The sequence below is a fragment of the Rhodonellum psychrophilum GCM71 = DSM 17998 genome, assembly GCF_000381545.1.
Taxonomy (GTDB): Bacteria; Bacteroidota; Bacteroidia; order Cytophagales; family Cyclobacteriaceae; genus Rhodonellum; species Rhodonellum psychrophilum.
Genome location: NZ_KB906675.1, coordinates 291,136 through 307,406, shown reverse-complemented (window position 1 = coordinate 307,406; position 16,271 = coordinate 291,136). Strand labels below are relative to the sequence as shown.

14 protein-coding genes are annotated in these 16,271 nt (G+C 40.3%); 7 read left to right on the top strand and 7 right to left on the bottom strand.

Features of this window, described 5'->3' with window-relative positions:
- Positions 1-14 precede the first annotated feature (14 nt).
- The gene (locus tag F824_RS0107375) at positions 15-1,004 is read left to right on the top strand and encodes a cation diffusion facilitator family transporter (RefSeq protein ID WP_019597230.1); all 990 of its coding nucleotides are present in this window, start codon (positions 15-17) and stop codon (positions 1,002-1,004) included.
- A gap of 392 nt (positions 1,005-1,396) precedes the next feature.
- Here the strand turns inward: F824_RS0107375 and F824_RS0107370 are convergent, their stop codons facing one another.
- The 3 genes from F824_RS0107370 to F824_RS0107355 form a co-directional block, all read right to left on the bottom strand.
- Positions 1,397-3,241 (bottom strand): DUF4153 domain-containing protein, encoded by a 1,845-nt coding sequence (locus F824_RS0107370; RefSeq protein WP_161629735.1) that lies wholly within the window; start codon positions 3,239-3,241, stop codon positions 1,397-1,399.
- 59 nt (positions 3,242-3,300) lie between these two features.
- Positions 3,301-5,343 (bottom strand): M3 family metallopeptidase, encoded by a 2,043-nt coding sequence (locus tag F824_RS0107365; protein ID WP_019597228.1) that lies wholly within the window; start codon positions 5,341-5,343, stop codon positions 3,301-3,303.
- A gap of 277 nt (positions 5,344-5,620) precedes the next feature.
- Positions 5,621-6,268, bottom strand: a complete 648-nt coding sequence (locus F824_RS0107355) for a hypothetical protein (RefSeq protein ID WP_019597226.1) — start codon at positions 6,266-6,268, stop codon at positions 5,621-5,623.
- Positions 6,269-6,344: 76 nt separating this feature from the next.
- Here F824_RS0107355 and F824_RS0107350 point away from each other — a divergent pair, with 76 nt between their 5' ends.
- The 6 genes from F824_RS0107350 (at position 6,345) to F824_RS0107325 (ending at position 12,185) form a co-directional block, all read left to right on the top strand.
- Positions 6,345-7,535 (top strand): hypothetical protein, encoded by a 1,191-nt coding sequence (locus F824_RS0107350; protein ID WP_019597225.1) that lies wholly within the window; start codon positions 6,345-6,347, stop codon positions 7,533-7,535.
- A gap of 211 nt (positions 7,536-7,746) precedes the next feature.
- Positions 7,747-8,229, top strand: coding sequence for an Lrp/AsnC family transcriptional regulator (locus F824_RS0107345; RefSeq protein ID WP_019597224.1), 483 nt, complete (start codon positions 7,747-7,749; stop codon positions 8,227-8,229).
- Between the two features lie 61 nt (positions 8,230-8,290).
- Positions 8,291-8,830: an NUDIX domain-containing protein gene (locus tag F824_RS0107340; protein WP_019597223.1), complete on the top strand. Its 540-nt coding sequence runs from the start codon at positions 8,291-8,293 to the stop codon at positions 8,828-8,830.
- Positions 8,831-8,857: 27 nt separating this feature from the next.
- The gene (locus F824_RS0107335) at positions 8,858-10,231 is read left to right on the top strand and encodes an MATE family efflux transporter (protein WP_019597222.1); all 1,374 of its coding nucleotides are present in this window, start codon (positions 8,858-8,860) and stop codon (positions 10,229-10,231) included.
- Between the two features lie 40 nt (positions 10,232-10,271).
- Positions 10,272-10,829, top strand: coding sequence for an acyl-CoA thioesterase (locus F824_RS0107330; protein WP_019597221.1), 558 nt, complete (start codon positions 10,272-10,274; stop codon positions 10,827-10,829).
- 3 nt (positions 10,830-10,832) lie between these two features.
- Positions 10,833-12,185 (top strand): M24 family metallopeptidase, encoded by a 1,353-nt coding sequence (locus F824_RS0107325; RefSeq protein ID WP_019597220.1) that lies wholly within the window; start codon positions 10,833-10,835, stop codon positions 12,183-12,185.
- Positions 12,186-12,219: 34 nt separating this feature from the next.
- On the opposite strand, the gene F824_RS0107320 is transcribed toward F824_RS0107325, so the two are convergent.
- The 4 genes from F824_RS0107320 to F824_RS0107300 form a co-directional block, all read right to left on the bottom strand.
- Entirely contained in the window at positions 12,220-12,930 is a 711-nt protein-coding gene (locus tag F824_RS0107320; protein WP_081624979.1) for a lysoplasmalogenase family protein, read from the bottom strand.
- A gap of 184 nt (positions 12,931-13,114) precedes the next feature.
- Positions 13,115-14,290 (bottom strand): MFS transporter, encoded by a 1,176-nt coding sequence (locus F824_RS0107310; RefSeq protein WP_019597217.1) that lies wholly within the window; start codon positions 14,288-14,290, stop codon positions 13,115-13,117.
- Between the two features lie 84 nt (positions 14,291-14,374).
- Positions 14,375-15,476 (bottom strand): peptide chain release factor 2 gene (gene prfB / locus F824_RS0107305; protein WP_139189650.1). Its coding sequence is split into 2 segments (ribosomal slippage): positions 14,375-15,415 and positions 15,417-15,476, totalling 1,101 coding nucleotides; the frame shifts between segments, so codons are not numbered across the junction.
- Positions 15,477-15,538: 62 nt separating this feature from the next.
- The gene (locus tag F824_RS0107300; protein ID WP_019597215.1) at positions 15,539-16,060 is read right to left on the bottom strand and encodes a hypothetical protein; all 522 of its coding nucleotides are present in this window, start codon (positions 16,058-16,060) and stop codon (positions 15,539-15,541) included.
- Positions 16,061-16,271 lie beyond the last annotated feature (211 nt).

Below are 16,271 nucleotides of genomic sequence, written 5' to 3'. Positions count from 1 at the left end.
AAAGTGTTTAGATCGTGGAAAAGGAAAAGTCAAAATGGATTGTAGTAGCATTTTTGGTGAGTTTTGTGTTGCTCTTTGTCAAATTCTATTCTTATTCCCTTACCAATTCTACAGCAATCCTTACTGATGCCCTGGAGAGTATCGTAAATGTGGTGGCTGCGGGTTTTGCATCATACAGTATTTATTTAAGTTCACGACCCAAGGATGACAATCACCCCTATGGTCATGGGAAAATCGAATTTTTCAGTGCAGGAGTAGAGGGTACTTTGATCATTCTTGCTGGAATTTTCATCATTTTTCAAGCGATCAATAATTTCTTTGACCCTCGGGAACTTGACCAATTGCCGATAGGGATTGCCTTAATTGGCATTTCAGGGCTTATCAATGGAATGCTTGGGTTTGTTCTTCAGAAAAAAGGGGTTGAACTAAAAAGCTTAACAATTGAGGCCAGCGGCAAGCACTTGATGACAGACGCCATTACCAGTTTGGTATTGATCTTGGGTGTGGCAATCATCTATTTTACAAGTCTGTATTATTTGGATTCTGTCATTTCCATATTGTTTTCCTTGTACATTATCTATTCAGGATATGCATTGGTGAGAAGATCTGTGGGTGGTTTGATGGATGAAGCGGATCCCAGTTCTGTCGAGGCCATTGTAGGGCTTCTCAACAATACCAGAAAGCCAAATTGGATCGACATCCACAATTTGCGGGTGCAACAGTATGGAAGCGATCGACACATCGATCTCCATTTGACTCTTCCTTATTACCTTGATTTGAATCAAGTGCACGATGAGGTACAGGGCGTGGAAAAAGTATTGGAAGAAGATTGGCCGGGAATGATGGAGGTATTTATCCATGCTGATCCATGCATCCCCGAAAACTGTTGTCACTATTGCCAACTTACGGCTTGTCCGGTAAGAAAAGCACCGATTACGGTCAAGATTGAATGGACGGTAGCCAATATGTCCAAGAATCAAAAACATTATCATGATTCCGTATAATGCCTATTGTTTTTTGGGATAATTCAAACTCTACCCAACGCTTAGGCCTATCGCATATTGCTTTTTTTGATGTATTTTTTTTCAAAAAAAAACATTGTTCCTCGATTTTCTGCAAAATAGTTTGTATATTATACAAAAAAATAGCTATGAACGAGGATAAACAATTTCGATTGCTGTTGGCGGTTTCGTCAGTGGTGTGGTTGGTTCTTGTTGGATTCTTAATTATAATCTAACAAAGCCCTAGTTTTAAGGTCTGTTTTCAAACATGAAATGCTTTTCAAATGGATTAGAAATTATAGAAAAGGGGTATGTTTATACATACCTTTTTTTATTGGCATCGTGTTCATCGCTTGATATGTGAAAGGAAGATCATCGAAGCCAAGTCATTTCGGTTATTTTTCAGAATTGGCTATAGACATTGTCCCAATCAATAATTTCACATTTACAAATTCCACCCGAGTCTTCTCCTCTTGTTGATTCAGTTGAATAGTCGAAAACAGGAATCTGACTTTTAAGCCTTCAAATTCCTTTTCCAAAGTCAAAGCTTCCTGCTCAAAATCAAATTTCGAATGGAGGTTTCTTTGGGCAATTAAATCCAAAATCCAGGGCTTGATATCCAAAGTCAAAGTTTTGTCGTTCCAAATCATTACCAATTTCTCATCAATGTCTGACGGAAAGTTGACATCTAAGCGGTTTTTGCCCAACTCCGTTACCAAGGCTTCTTTAGGCTCGGCAGCAAACCAGGTATAATGGATCAAATAATCAAATCCTGATATTTCCGTTTGATTTTGAGATTTGGCCATCAAAACAATAGGTAGTAAGCCATTCTTTCCTTCCAACGGGCCAAAATCAAGTCTAAGGCCCATGGTTTCCATATAGAGAGTTGCCGGATCGGGTTTTTCCCATGGTTCCTTGTTTGCGGAGGCTTGGGAAATGAGCTGGCTCAAATCTTGGTCAAACCATCTTTTCAGTTTTCCGAATCCATGAAAATCTCCCAAATATTTCAAAATCGAAGAAACCTCTCCCAAATCTTTGGGTTTTATTTTCTGAATATTCCCAAGTTTTTCCCCTTGGAGATTCCCTTTGGTATCCATGTCCCAAATGACTTCATTTTGGATTTTTCCTTCCCTTAAAATCCCGGAACCCTCCAACATTGTTTTTAATCGGTTCAGCTGGCTTTTTTCACTGATGGCAAACATCCCCCAAGGACCAAAGGACCCAATGAGCATGAAGAGACTGAGCGAAATGGGAATGGTTTTTAAATTTTTGAAACCCAAAATAAAATAGAATGAAATCAAGGAAAGCCAAATCCCCAACAAAATGATGATGTATCGGTTCACGGTTATCCCATATTGGCCAACTCGGATCCCTACTGCCACAAAAAGCAAAACAATTAAGGGTACCAATAGAAAATAATACACCTTAAAAAATTTCTTCATCCAAAGATTGTTTTCGGAATTCTGAAAGGGAAAGAGCAGCAGATTGGTGAAAACTCCCAAAATCGACACTGCAATGATCATGTAGGTGACAATTCCACTTGGCCAATCCCATGTCAAAATGATCTTTGCGCCATAGGCATACAAAATCACCAGGTAAACAGACAGCAGAGGCAAAAGAAGGTACTGCGAAAACACCTTTAGTTCTCTTGGGAAATTCGATTCAGATTCGGACTTTGAAAAATCTTCTGGGATACCAGACAAGAAAAACCAGGTATTAAATATTCCCACTACCACCAAGAACAGCCTAAGGTAAAATTCTGGTGTGATATTCAATTTAAACAATAGATGAACTGCCCCCAAAGCCAGAGTTAGACCCAAAAACAAGACAAAGGAGTAAAACGCCCCTGTAACCAAACGAATAAAAAGTACCTTGTTGTAATTCCAAAATACATTCAAATCCTTGTTGGCCAGGTAGGGGGAAAATGCGACCACCAAATGAATCGCCAAAAAATAGACAATGTATCGGATATACGGGGCATGCGTATTTTCAGGAGCATCCCTGACAGGGAAATTCAAAAAAATCAATATTAAAACAAGGGTGGCAACCAAATAACCAAGAGGTTTTTGGATGCCTTTCAAGATTTTTTTCTCTGATAAAACACCAACGGAAAAATAGAGAGGAATTCCCAATGCTGCCGTGAGCATCAAATTCAATCGGGTCAAATTCACCCAATCATTCTTTTCATGGACAAGAGAAATTGCCAAGCCAGTAGCCAAAACGGCCACAAAAAGACTCAAAGGGAATCTTTTTGCGGCCGTCTTGGCTGATTGTAAAATGAATTCTAAAGAAGGAAACCTCATTGGTCTTTCGTGGAAACAAGTCCAGCTCTTTTCAACAAGGCATCTGGTTTTGGCGCACGGCCTCTAAATCTTTCGAATAGGATAGACGGATGCTCTGTGCCACCTGCAGAAAGAATGTTGGTCATGAAAGACTCAGCTGTTTCCGGATCGAAAATCCCTTTTTCTTGGAACAATTCAAATGCATCCGCATCCAAAACCTCAGCCCATTTGTAGCTATAGTATCCCGCCGCATAACCCCCTTGAAAGATATGGGAAAAAGAAGTACTCATCAAGGTGCCTTCGACATCTGGAAGCAAGTTGGTTTCTTTCATCGCTTCTTGCTCAAATTCTTTAATGTCGCTGATAAATCCGGGATCCACGCTGTGGAAAGCCATATCCAACAGACTGAAGCTAATTTGTCTGAGCGTCTGATAACCCTGATGGAAATTCGACGCGTTTTTGATTTTTTCGATCAAGGAAGCCGGTATGGTTTCCCCGGTTTGATAATGTTGGGCAAACATGTCCAAACACTCTTTTTCATAACACCAGTTTTCAAATATCTGGGAAGGTAGCTCCACAAAATCCCAGAACACACTCGTTCCTGATAGGGATTCATAATTTCCCTTGGCGAGCATTCCGTGAAGCGCATGTCCGAACTCATGGAATAGGGTAGTGACTTCATTGAAAGTGAGCAGTGAAGGCTTGGTTTTGGTAGGTTTGGTAAAATTACAAACAATGGAGATATGTGGTCTTTGGTCCACTCCATCCTTGATTTTCTGACCTCTGAAACTGGTCATCCAAGCACCATTTCTTTTTCCTGCTCTAGGGAAAAAATCCGAATAAAACACTGCCAAGTGCTTCCCTTTCAAGTCTTTCACTTCATATGCCGTGACTTCGGGGTGATAAACCGGGATTTCCTTATTGACCAAAAACTGAATGCCATAAAGCTTGCTGGCTGTACTGAACACACCTTCGATGACATTTTCCAACTTGAAATAAGGTCTTAGCAATTCATCGTCCACTTCAAATTTCTGTTTTTTGAGTTTTTCGGAATAATACCCAAAATCCCATTTTTGGAGAATGTCGATGTCTTCCAATGATTTTGCGAAAGCTTCCAATTCGGCTACTTCCTCCTGTGCTTTGGGCTTTGCTTTTTCCAAAAGATTGTGCAAAAATTCCATGACTTCGGGACCACTTTTGGCCATTCTTTCTTCCAATACAAAATCAGAAAAACTAGCGTACCCCAGGAGAACTGCTCTTTCGTTTTTCAATTTGAGCATATCAAGAATGTGCTCCTTGTTGTCCAGTTCATCCCCTTTGCATGCTTTGGTATTGAAAGCGATGAAAAGTTCTTTCCTCAAATCTCGGCTATCAGCATATGTCAAAAAGGGGACATAGCTCGGATAAGCCAAAGTGAAAACCCATTTGCCGGCTTTTCCTTTTTCCTCTGCCGTTTGTGCGGCGGCTTCCTTTACGGCCTCAGGAAGTCCGTCCAAATCTTTTTCATTCTCCAAAACCAATTCGTATTTATTGGTTTCTGCAAGGACATTTTCGCCAAATTTCAGGCTCAGCTGGGATAAATCCCGGTCGATTTCCCTTAGGCGAAGTTTTTGGTCGCCATTCAGATTTGCCCCGTTTCTGACAAAGGATTTGTAGGTCTTGTCCAGGAGTGTTTTTTCTTCCTCCGTAAGCTGGAGCTGGTCTTTTTGTTGATGTACTTTTTGGACCAAGTCGAAAAGATTTTCGTCAAGAAGGATATCATTGCCGTGGGCAGTCAAAAGTGGGGAGATTTCCCTTGCCAATGCCTGGATTTTATCGTTGGTTTCGGCGCTGTTTAGGTTGAAAAAAATGGAGGAAACGATATTTAGTTTTTCCCCAGCATTGTCCAAAGCCGCTATTGTGTTTTTGAAATCTGGTGTGGCTACCTTCTTGATTTCCTCAATCTCTATTTTGGCTAATTTTATCGCTTCCTGGATGGCGGGAAGAAAATGGTCTGTCTGGATAAGATGGAAAGGAGCGGTATCAAATGGAGTATCGAAATTACTCAAAAGTGGATTCATATGGATTGTGTTTTAATATTGGAAAACTTACGAAAAGTGGACGTTCAAAGTTAAGCAATCTTTTTAAGCGGTATGAAATCCCCTGCCGATAATCCCCTGTTTTCAAAATGGATTTTTGTATCAAAAATTAAATTTTATGTCAAGGGAAAACCCGACTGGAATATTCCTCAAGAAAAGCAGCGGATGGAAAATTGCAATTGGAAATGAAATCGAAACTCTGGCTATACTGGCAGAGCATCCAATGGTGTATTCAGCCATTGGGTGCTCTACGAATGCTTTATCTGTATGACATTACATAAAAAACCAACCAAATAAGCAAACCAAATCCATAGCTGCTCAAAACCACCAAAGTGGAAATTTTGAGGCTTCTATTGCTGATGCTGTGAAAACCCAAGATCAACAGCATCCAATATAGGATTTCAAAAAGATTCAGGGTTCGGAGGGGATAATGGAATTTTGTTGCGACTTCCTGAGGATTGATCCAAGAATAAAGTGATAAGGGTGCATAACCTTTTATTTCATCTGTAGTTAATTGACCCGAAGTCGTCATGATAAAAAGCAATTTGATCAATTCCGGAAAAATGAAGACGATCTCCGCGACCATCACAAATTGCCAAAGTTTTTTGAAGGACACTTTATAACCCCAAGAAAATGCCCCTATCCAAATGATAAATGCGATAACGGTAAATTTCCAGAGAAGGGCAAAAGGTGTCCATAAATAATTCAAGGCATTGAAGATAAAGAAAATGGAAAGCGAACCATCTTCCTGCAATTGTTCGTATCCGGGAATGGATTTGACCAGGACGTCATTGGTCAGAAATCGGATTGCATAAAATAGGAGCAACAGTAAAATAAAAAAAATGCGCTTATCGAAATTTATTGACTCTTCGATGCGTTGACCAATTTGGGATCTTACTTTGACCATTTGAGAAATTAAATGTTGTCAAATTTAATTTTTTGTTTGGAATACCATCTAATTTTACTAAAAATTTAAAAAAAAAATGCGAATTAAATTGGTGTTAACAGGCTTGATCTGGCTTTCTTTTTTTGGAAATTCGGAGGCACAACAAGCTTTGGCAATAGATAAAGTTGAGAATCCGGGATACCTTTTGTTGGATAAAAGTTTGCAATTCAGAATTACAGAATCTGTTAACAGTCTCTATAATTTTGATTTTGAATCTGCTGAAAGAGGTTTTCGGGTCTTGCAATATCAATACCCGGAACATCCGCTTCCATATTTTTTGATGGCCTTGAGTCAATGGTGGAAAATAGCCCCGGATATCGAAAACAAAAGGTTCGATGATGCCTTTATCCGTCAAATGGATATGGTGATCCAAAAAGCAGACAAAATGTATGACCAAGACCCTACCAACAAGGAAGCTGCATTTTTTTTGGCAGGCGCATATGGATTCCAAGGCAGGTTATACAGTGAGCGAAAAAGCTGGACTCGGGCAACATTTGCGGGGAAAAATGCCCTGAAATACTTGAATTTGAGTAGGGGTGAGGATGAATTAAATCCTGAACTTATGCTCGGTGATGCCCTTTTCAATTATTTCTCAGTTTGGATTCCCGAAAATTATCCAATGTTGAAACCCATTGTGGCTTTTTTTCCAAAAGGGAACAAGGAACTTGGTCTGAAGCAATTGGAAGATGTGGCACAAAATGCCTTTTACGCAAGAGTGGAGGCACAGTATTTCCTTTTCAGGTTGTATGCTTCTGATGAAAAACAGCCCTACAAAGCCTTGGCCATCACGGATTATCTCCACCAGAAATTCCCCAATAACCCATACTTCCACCGGTCTTTTGCAAGGCATCTTTATGCAGTTGGCAGGATGGCAGAAGCAAAGGATGAATCTTTGGAAATCCTGAAAAGAATTGATGAAAAATGGAGTGGATATGAGTCCAATAGTGGAAGATATGCCGCATTTTACATTGCCCAATTTTTTGAGAAGACCAATAATGGGCTGGAGGCCAAAAAGTATTATTTGAAGACACTGTCTTATGGAGAAGAATCCGAAAGTCAAGAAAGTGGGTATTACCTATATTCCTTGATAGCCTTGGGAAAACAGGCGAACCTGGAAAAAAACAAGCCTCAGGCCAAGGCTTATTTCAATCAAGTGAAGAAATATGCCAAGCGAAAACACCCTGCACACAAGGAAGCCAGAGATTATATCAAAAAGAATAAACTTTAAATCTTTTTGGACGTTTGCTTAAATGCGAATACAGGAGATTATTTGAATAATCAAGAGAACGTAATGGTTTTCAATCGAAAAAATCCTCCAATCCACTCAATAAAATAACAATATTTTGTATGTGTGGTCGTATTTTGTTGGGGAACGCTTTAAAACAAAAGTAAATTATATTAACTTTGTGCCACATATTATTTTGAAAATTCTTTAGATCATGGATAATAACATAAGAGTGAAATTCGATAAAATAGACCGAAAGATCCTTGAGATCCTACAGGCCAATGCAAAAATAACAAATGCTCAGCTTTCAAAAGATATAGGACTTTCTCCTGCCCCGACTCTGGAGCGTGTAAAAAAATTGGAGCAATCAGGAATCATCAAGAGCTACCATGCAAAATTGGACTCTGAAAAAATCGGTTTGGGTGTAAGTACTTTTGTACTTGTCAGTTTGATCGGTCACAATAAAGGCAATATTGATGCTTTTATGAAAGAGATCAACGAAATCCAAGAAGTCATTGAATGTCACCATATCACAGGTACAGGTGATTTTATTTTGAAAATCATTGCAAAAGACATCACTTCTTACCAGAAATTGATGTTGGAAAAGGTAAGTGAAATCAGGGAAGTGGATTCCATGCAGTCTATGGTAATTCTTTCTACTTTTAAGGATAGCAAAGTATTGCCTATTCCAGTCTGATAAGCCGATTCAATTCATTGAAAGGGTGGCTGATCGTCACCCTTTTTTTATGCACAATACTATGGAAAATCCTTGGAAAACCAAGAAAATCAAACCTATCTACGAAAATCCCTGGATCAAAATCGAGGAACACGATGTGATCAACCCTTCTGGAAAAGATGGGATCTATGGCAAAGTTTGTTTTAAAAATAAAGCCATTGGAATCATCCCCGTGGATGAAAATGGAAACACTTGGCTCGTCGGCCAATACCGATATGCCTTGAATGAATATTCCTGGGAAATACCGATGGGAGGTAGTCCCAACGACCTGGATATTCTGCTTGGTGCGCAACGGGAATTGAAGGAAGAAACAGGTTATAGTGCAAAAAAATGGACTCAAATCATGCGGATCCACCCTTCCAATTCCGTGACCGATGAGGAAGGGTTTGTATTCCTTGCAGAAGAACTGACTCCGGGAGAAACGGAATTTGAGGAAACCGAAAAAATCATTGTGCTTAAATTGCCACTTAAAGAAGCGATCCAAAAGGTCATGGATGGGGAAATTACGGACAGTATTTCCATCGCCGGGCTTCTAAAAGTTGCGAAATTATTCAATATTTGAATTTAGATCATCAATTTTACCTTCACCATGTCTCTGATCAATTTTAAAGACCATTATTCTAAGACTTTTTATTTGGCTTATCCTGTCATGTTGAGCCAATTGGGGCAGGTATTGGTAGGAGTTGCAGACAGCATGATGGTGGGTCGATTGGGGGCAATACCACTGGCGGCGGCATCTTTGGCGAACAGCATCTTCTTTGTGGTCCTGATGTTTGGCATTGGCGTGTCCATGGCGATTACACCCATGGTGGCGATGGCAGATGGAAAGGAGAAAAAAGGAAGGATTGCCAAACTTTTCCGACATGGATTTGTCCTGAACATGGCAACGGGTATTGTCCTATTTATTTTTATTCTCCTCTTTTCTCCCGCATTGGAATTCATGAATCAGCCTCAGGAGGTCGTGGTTTTGGCGATTCCGTACTTGGCCATTATCACCTTGTCCCTCTTGCCGTTTATGTTTTTTCAAACCTTCAAACAATTTGCCGAAGGACTTTCACAAACCAAGCAGGCCATGTACATCACTATTTTTTGCAATGGATTGAATGTTTTTTTGAATTGGGTCATGATTTATGGGAATTTGGGTTTTCCGGCATTGGGACTGAACGGTGCTGGTTGGGCAACTTTGATTTCCAGGGTTTTGATGGGTTTGATGATGGCTTATTATGTCTGGAATTCAAAGAGATACAAAAATTTCAACATCAATTTTAGTCTCAAAAATCTCAGTTTCCCGATGATTTCCAAGCTGATGAAGATTGGAATTCCTACCGGAATGCAATTTGTATTTGAGGTTGGCGCCTTTAGTACTGCCGCAATCATGATGGGTTGGATAGGCGTCAATGCTTTGGCAGCACATCAGATAGCGATCAACCTTGCTTCGGTCAGCTACATGATGGCCTCAGGCTTGTCTTCCGCCGCAATGGTGAGGGTTGGGAATCAATTGGGTAGAAACGATATAAAAACCCTCCGAGAAGCAGGTTTTACGGTATTTGCGATGGTTGCTTTGTTTATGTGTTGTTTCGCGGTTCTCTTTATTTTGTTTCGGAATTTCCTTCCCTCCCTGTATATCGATGATCCAGAAGTGATCAAAATGAGTGCAAGTTTATTGGTTGTAGCAGGATTGTTTCAATTGTCCGATGGTATTCAAGTGGTGGGACTTGGTGCACTGAGGGGGATGTCAGATGTTAAGATGCCAACCATCGTTACATTGATAGCCTATTGGGTGATTGGCTTGCCACTGGGTTATGTCTTGGCATTTGTTTATGGATTTGAAGAACTGGGGATTTGGTATGGACTATTGATTGGGCTTACCCTCACCGGGGGGATGCTGCTCTACAGGTTCAATAGTTTAAGTGCCCGGCTTTTGGTCAATAAAGAAGCGCAAAAAATCTCTGGTGTAGTTTAGTTTTTTTTATCTTTTTTTATTCCCTATTTTAAGAAAAAAAATGGAAGAAAAAGAGGCCAAACCATCGCGTTTTTCAAGAATTGTTATCACCGAGTTGATGATCCCCTCGTATGCCAATTTTGGAGGAAAGATCCATGGAGGAATACTTCTTTCTCTTATGGACAAGGTTGCGTATGCTACTGCGAGCAAACACAGCGGGGCTTATTGTGTGACTGTTTCTGTGGATACTGTGGACTTTTTACAACCAGTGGAAGTAGGGGAGTTGGTTTCATTGATGGGCTCCATCAATTATGTTGGGAATAGTTCAATGGTCATTGGGATCAAGGTGATTTCGGAAAACGTAAAAACCGGCACAATCAAACATACCAACACCTGCTATTTTACGATGGTGGCCAAAGGGGATGACGACAAACCGACCCTTGTTCCAAAGCTTATCCTAGAAGACAAAACCGATGTCAGGAGATTTGTGGAGGCCATTTATAGAAGACAATTCAAGAGAGAATACGAAGAAAACCTAAGTAAAATCAAAGAAGACTGGGATAAGCAGGAAATAGAGATTTTACTTTCCAACCACCGTTGTATCAATCAATCCCATTAAAATATGAAAAAATGTTTTCTGCTTTTTGGAGCATTTCTACTCCTTAGCCAACTTGTTTTTGCCCAACATCCCCATATTTTGTCCGAACGGGCCAGAGCCAATGTCATTGATCAATGGCTGGAAGAAAGAATACAAACCGTGTTGCCTGAAATCATGGACCGCACTGGAATTGATATGTGGGTGATCATCTCTCGAGAATACAATGAGGATCCTGTGATCAAAACATTCTTGCCCGCGACATGGCATGCTGCCCGTCGTAGGACAATGCTGGTCATGTTCAAGCCAGAAGGAAGCCGTGAGGTGGAAAGCCTTGCTGTTGCAAGATATGCGGTGGGAAAATCCTTCCAAAAAGCCTGGGATCCCGATACGGAGCCAGATCAATGGAAAGCGCTTGCACAATTGATTTCAGATCGAAATCCCAAAAAAATAGGAATCAACATGGCCAAGGATTATGGACATGCCGATGGCTTGAATGTCACGGAATACAATTCCCTGATCGAAAATCTTCCTGAGGAATTAAAAAGCAGAGTCACTTCGGCACAGGATCTTGCTGTGGGTTGGTTGGAGACAAGGACTGCCTCAGAGATGGCGACTTACAAACACCTCCAAACCATTGCCAACACAATCATTGCTGAAGGATTGTCCGAGGCTGTCATTACGCCAGGAGTCACCACGACAGAGGATGTGGTATGGTGGTATAGGGAAAGGATACTAGAGTTGAAACTTGACACTTGGTTTCACCCTACCGTGGACATTCAAAGGGCCGATCCATCTTCTCAAGAACATTTGAGGTCATTTGCCGTGAAGCCGGAATCTGCCGTGATCATGCCCGGCGATTTGTTGCACATTGATTTTGGGATCACTTATTTGAGATTGAATACAGATACGCAGCAATTGGCATACGTACTCAAGCCTGATGAAAAACAAATCCCTCAATATCTCAAAGATGCGCTTATGGTCGGAAACCGGTTACAGGATATCTTGACTTCCCAATTTGTCGCAGGAAGATCCGGCAATGCCATTTTAAGGGAAACCAGAAAAATAATGGAAAAGGAAGGGATAAAAGGGAGTATTTATTCCCATCCGCTTGGGTTTTATGGACACGCGTCTGGACCTACCATCGGTATGTGGGACAATCAAGGTGATACACCTGGAGCCGGTGATTATCCCTTGTTCCCAAATACCGCCTATGCGATCGAACTCAATGCGGTTGTTTTTGTAAAAGAATGGAATAAAGACATTAGGGTCATGTTGGAAGAAGGAGCTTTTTTTGACGGAGAAAAAGTAACCTATTTTGATGGACGCCAAAGAGAAATCCTCGCTATTCCCAGGATCCGACCCTATTTGGGAAATTGATAACAATCTTCTTTATCAGATTTGAAAAGACAAGCTAAAAGTTTGTCTTTTCTTCTTTCACTTCCTCAGTAAATTGTTCCATCAGGCCATAGGTGACAAACCAATGGCCCATTACGTAAAAAACCAAAGTCAACCCTTCCCACAAACCGTCTTTCAATGAAAAATTCATACCCATAAATATATCGCTCACCAAAAAAAACAATGCACCCCTGATTACCATTGAATAATTATTTCGAGAAACATAAAATCTTCGGTTGAGGGCCATTAAAACAGCCAAAACGCTCACCATTCCATAGATCAGTCCAGGGAGGAAAAAGTCGCCAAGCGACTTTGAAAAATAGAAAAAAGCACCTAAAAGTATAAATATAGTGATTATTTCAGGCCATCTTTTATTCCAACTCACGATATGGAAGCGTGTATTTTTTGAGGATAAAAAGTACAACATCACATAAGCGACTTTTGAAACAATAAAGGTACAAAGTCCCAAAAGTTTAAAGAGGCTTTCTTCAACAGTCACGATGAACAACAAATCTCCCATAAACGAAAAAAAAGTAGCCACAAGAAGCAATGGGATTAGTGGATGCTCTAAATTTTTGAATTTGATTAAAATAATTCCGATTAGAATGGGAACAATCATTGGTTTGAAAATTAAATATCCAATATTGAAACCCAAAAAAAACGACACGATGCAGCAGGATGAAGTAAATATATATCCTATTGTCAATATTTTATTTAGATTCAACATCTGAATACCATTTAAAAAGCTACATTAATTTACACTTATTTAAGAATAAAAAATAGAAAAAATACAAAATAAAGATTGATAATTCTTAGAATATCGATAAAACAATTTTTTTATCTTTCTTTGCTTTATTTCCGCATAAATAAAAAATTTAGGATAAGATCCAGCATGGTTCAGTGCTTATTCTCTAGTGCCGAACGTCCTTCAATTCCTTAGGTAAAAAGAAAAGGTATGAAAAAGCGAATAAGGAAGTGATTGCACCCAATGAAAATACGAGTGGAAAGTTACTTGGGTCATTGTTGTAAGACCATCCCGAAACCAAAGCCCCAATCCCAATTCCAGCTTCCAAAGCAATGTACATGGTGGCCAAGGCACGCCCCCTCAAAGCATCTAATGATAGATCAATCGTCCAGGCTGAGACCGTGGGAGAATTCATTCCTGTGGAACAACCGAAAATAACCGCACCAAAAAGGAACATGTTTTTTGTGGTGGCGAATCCAATGACCACCATAGAAATGGCCATAGAAAGTGTCGCGATTTTCATCACCGGAATTCTTCCATATCGATCGGATGCTTTTCCTGCAAGAATTCGAATACCAAGCGATGCAAGTGTGAAAACAGCAAAAAACAAACCCTTGTTTTTGATGCCCAAGCTTTCGGAAAAGTCAGGAATAATCGTCAAAACCGTACCAAAGCAAAAAACAGTCAAAAAAAGAACAAGGGATGGGGCCAGCACTCTTTTCTCAATGATTTCGTGTCTGTTTAGCTTGAAATGATGGATCTGAAGAGGTTCTTTGTCTTTTACAGTCTCTTTTAAGCCGATCAAAATGAGGATGGAAAGAACAGCAGTGAACGAAGACGTATAAAAAAGTGGGTTGATCCCCCATATTCCCGCGATATATCCGCCCAAGGCTGGACCTGCAGCCATTCCCAATGAGCCGAAAAGCGATTGGATTCCCATGGCCTCACCTCTTCTGGTAAAAGGCACGATATCGGCCACATAGGCAGAAATACCAGTAGGAGTGAATCCAGTAGAAAACCCATGGAAAAACCTTAACAATAAGAATCCCGCAATTGAACTGATCAAGGGATAAAGGAGACTTGCAAAAATACAGATGACGGCACCAAAGATCATCACTGGGACCCTTCCGATCTTATCAGCAAGTTTACCACTAAAAGGCCTCGATAATCCTGCCGTAAGGGTGAAAAGTGAGATGATCAACCCCTTGTAATCTTCACCGCCCAAGGAGCTCAGGTAGGAGGGCAGTTCCGGGATAATCATGTTGAAGCTTGCAAAAAACAGAAATGAGCTGGCGCAAAGCAAAAAGAAATCCAGTGTAAAAAATGCAGGAAGGATTTTCATTTCTTGAATTTTGAAACAAGTACAAAGAACAGGTTCTGGAGCAACAATGAATTGCAGAAAAACTTGTTCTTTGTACTTTGGGAGTTAATCTTGTTTGGCCTCTTCCTCACTTTGAGCGAGTAGGTAGGCTTTGATAAAGTCATTCAGGCCACCATCCAAAACAGTTTGAACGTCGGAGGTTTCATGTCCCGTTCTTGCATCCTTCACCAACTTATAAGGATGAAGCACATAGTTTCGGATCTGTGAACCAAAATCGACCCTTAACTTACCGGATTCGACCTTTGCCCTTGCTGCATTTCTTTTCTCCATCTCCAATTGATAAAGTCTTGATTTTAGCATCTGCATCGCCTTTTCCCGGTTGGCAAGTTGGGAACGTTCTATCTGACAAACCACCACGATGCCTGTTGGCTTATGGGTCAGCTGAACTTTGGTTTCCACTTTGTTCACGTTCTGACCACCGGCTCCTCCGGATCTGGATGTATGAAGATCCACGTCACCAGGATTGATTTCGATTTCGATCGTATCGTCCACCACGGGATAAGCATATACCGAAGCAAAAGAAGTATGTCTTCTTCCACCACTGTCAAAGGGTGAAATCCTGACCAATCGGTGTACACCGATTTCTGATTTCAAGAAACCATAAGCCAGGGGACCATCAAATTCCAAAGTAACGGATTTTATTCCTGCAACTTCACCTTCCTGAAGGTCCACTTCCCGAACTTTGTAGCCGTTTTTTTCTCCCCACATGATGTACATCCGCATTAAAATGGATGCCCAATCATTGCTTTCGGTACCACCGGCACCGGGATTTATTTCAACCATCGCACTGAGTTGGTCTTCCTCGTTGCTCAGCATTTTTTTGAGCTCCAATTCTTCAACTTCTGTTTCGACTTTTTTGAATTCAGCTTTAATCTCCTCCTCGGAAACATCACCCATTCCATAAAAATCAAACAAAACCTCTAAATCCTGTATATGGGTTTCTGCTTTTTCATAAACACTCGTCCATGCTTTTCGGGCTTGGATTTGTTTCATGATTTTTTCTGCCTCTTCCGGAATATTCCAGAATTCAGGTTGGGCAGATACAGCCTCTAAATCTTCGATCTCAGCTTTCTTACGATCGTAGTCAAAGATACCTCCTCAAGGCCGAAATACGGGCCTTCAAGTCTTTCAACTTGTCTGATGTCATAATTTATTTTGTTTTTTTGAGATGCAAAAGTCGTAAAAATTCCCTTCTAAACCTATTTCCCCCTATTCGCCATAAAGAACGATTAGCTGGATTTTGTTCCTGCCCTTGTTGTCAAAATACCGGTAGCGAATCCTAGAAAGAATAAAACCAGTACCTATCATGATGCCTGATGTCACCAATGTCCCTTGTCCAATGGATGGTCTTCCTTCCTGATATAGACCATTTACACCATCCGCCAACAAAAAGACGAATCCTCCTGCCATGCCTAAAGTAGAAAGATTTTTGAGCGTTCTATTTCGGGGGTCTTTGTCGTAGATGTCTATGGAAACAATATCCTCCGGTCTCAGTACATTTTCAGATAAAACAAGGATATCATTTTGAATGTCGGTAATCTTATCGGTAATGAAAAAATCGTTGGTTTTTGATTTGTAGGTAATGACTTCTCCGATTTCATATTTTAATCTCGTCTTCTGGTTGGATCCCTTTTGGAGCAATAAGAATTTTTGTGAAACAGCCTCATTTGATCCGAAAAAAAACACCATCGAAATCAACAGCCAGAATTTCTTGATAGTGCGATGGTCCATTTTGGTTAGGAATAGAATCAATATTTAGAAATTGAATTTATGGGATTTATTTGTTTTTCAAAAGCGAAGGGTCCGATTCGGTTTTGAGGATTTTCTTTCTGAATAGCAGCGATTCCCTTAGTTTTGGAAATTTTATTGCCTTGTCAAAATCTGATCAAACCTAATTTTATGGCTTACTCTTCAAAAACAAAAGAGCTTAATGACGATCACT

Bases quoted from the DNA above. Each gene is read 5' to 3' on its own strand.
- F824_RS0107365 (WP_019597228.1), bottom strand. From the start codon at position 5,343: ATGAATCCACTTTTGAGTAATTTCGATACTCCATTTGATACCGCTCCT.
- F824_RS0107355 (WP_019597226.1), bottom strand. From the start codon at position 6,268: ATGGTCAAAGTAAGATCCCAAATTGGTCAACGCATCGAAGAGTCAATA.
- F824_RS0107350 (WP_019597225.1), top strand. From the start codon at position 6,345: ATGCGAATTAAATTGGTGTTAACAGGCTTGATCTGGCTTTCTTTTTTT.
- F824_RS0107345 (WP_019597224.1), top strand. From the start codon at position 7,747: ATGGATAATAACATAAGAGTGAAATTCGATAAAATAGACCGAAAGATC.
- F824_RS0107340 (WP_019597223.1), top strand. From the start codon at position 8,291: ATGGAAAATCCTTGGAAAACCAAGAAAATCAAACCTATCTACGAAAAT.
- F824_RS0107335 (WP_019597222.1), top strand. From the start codon at position 8,858: ATGTCTCTGATCAATTTTAAAGACCATTATTCTAAGACTTTTTATTTG.
- F824_RS0107330 (WP_019597221.1), top strand. From the start codon at position 10,272: ATGGAAGAAAAAGAGGCCAAACCATCGCGTTTTTCAAGAATTGTTATC.
- F824_RS0107325 (WP_019597220.1), top strand. From the start codon at position 10,833: ATGAAAAAATGTTTTCTGCTTTTTGGAGCATTTCTACTCCTTAGCCAA.
- F824_RS0107320 (WP_081624979.1), bottom strand. From the start codon at position 12,930: ATGTTGAATCTAAATAAAATATTGACAATAGGATATATATTTACTTCA.
- F824_RS0107310 (WP_019597217.1), bottom strand. From the start codon at position 14,290: ATGAAAATCCTTCCTGCATTTTTTACACTGGATTTCTTTTTGCTTTGC.
- F824_RS0107300 (WP_019597215.1), bottom strand. From the start codon at position 16,060: ATGGACCATCGCACTATCAAGAAATTCTGGCTGTTGATTTCGATGGTG.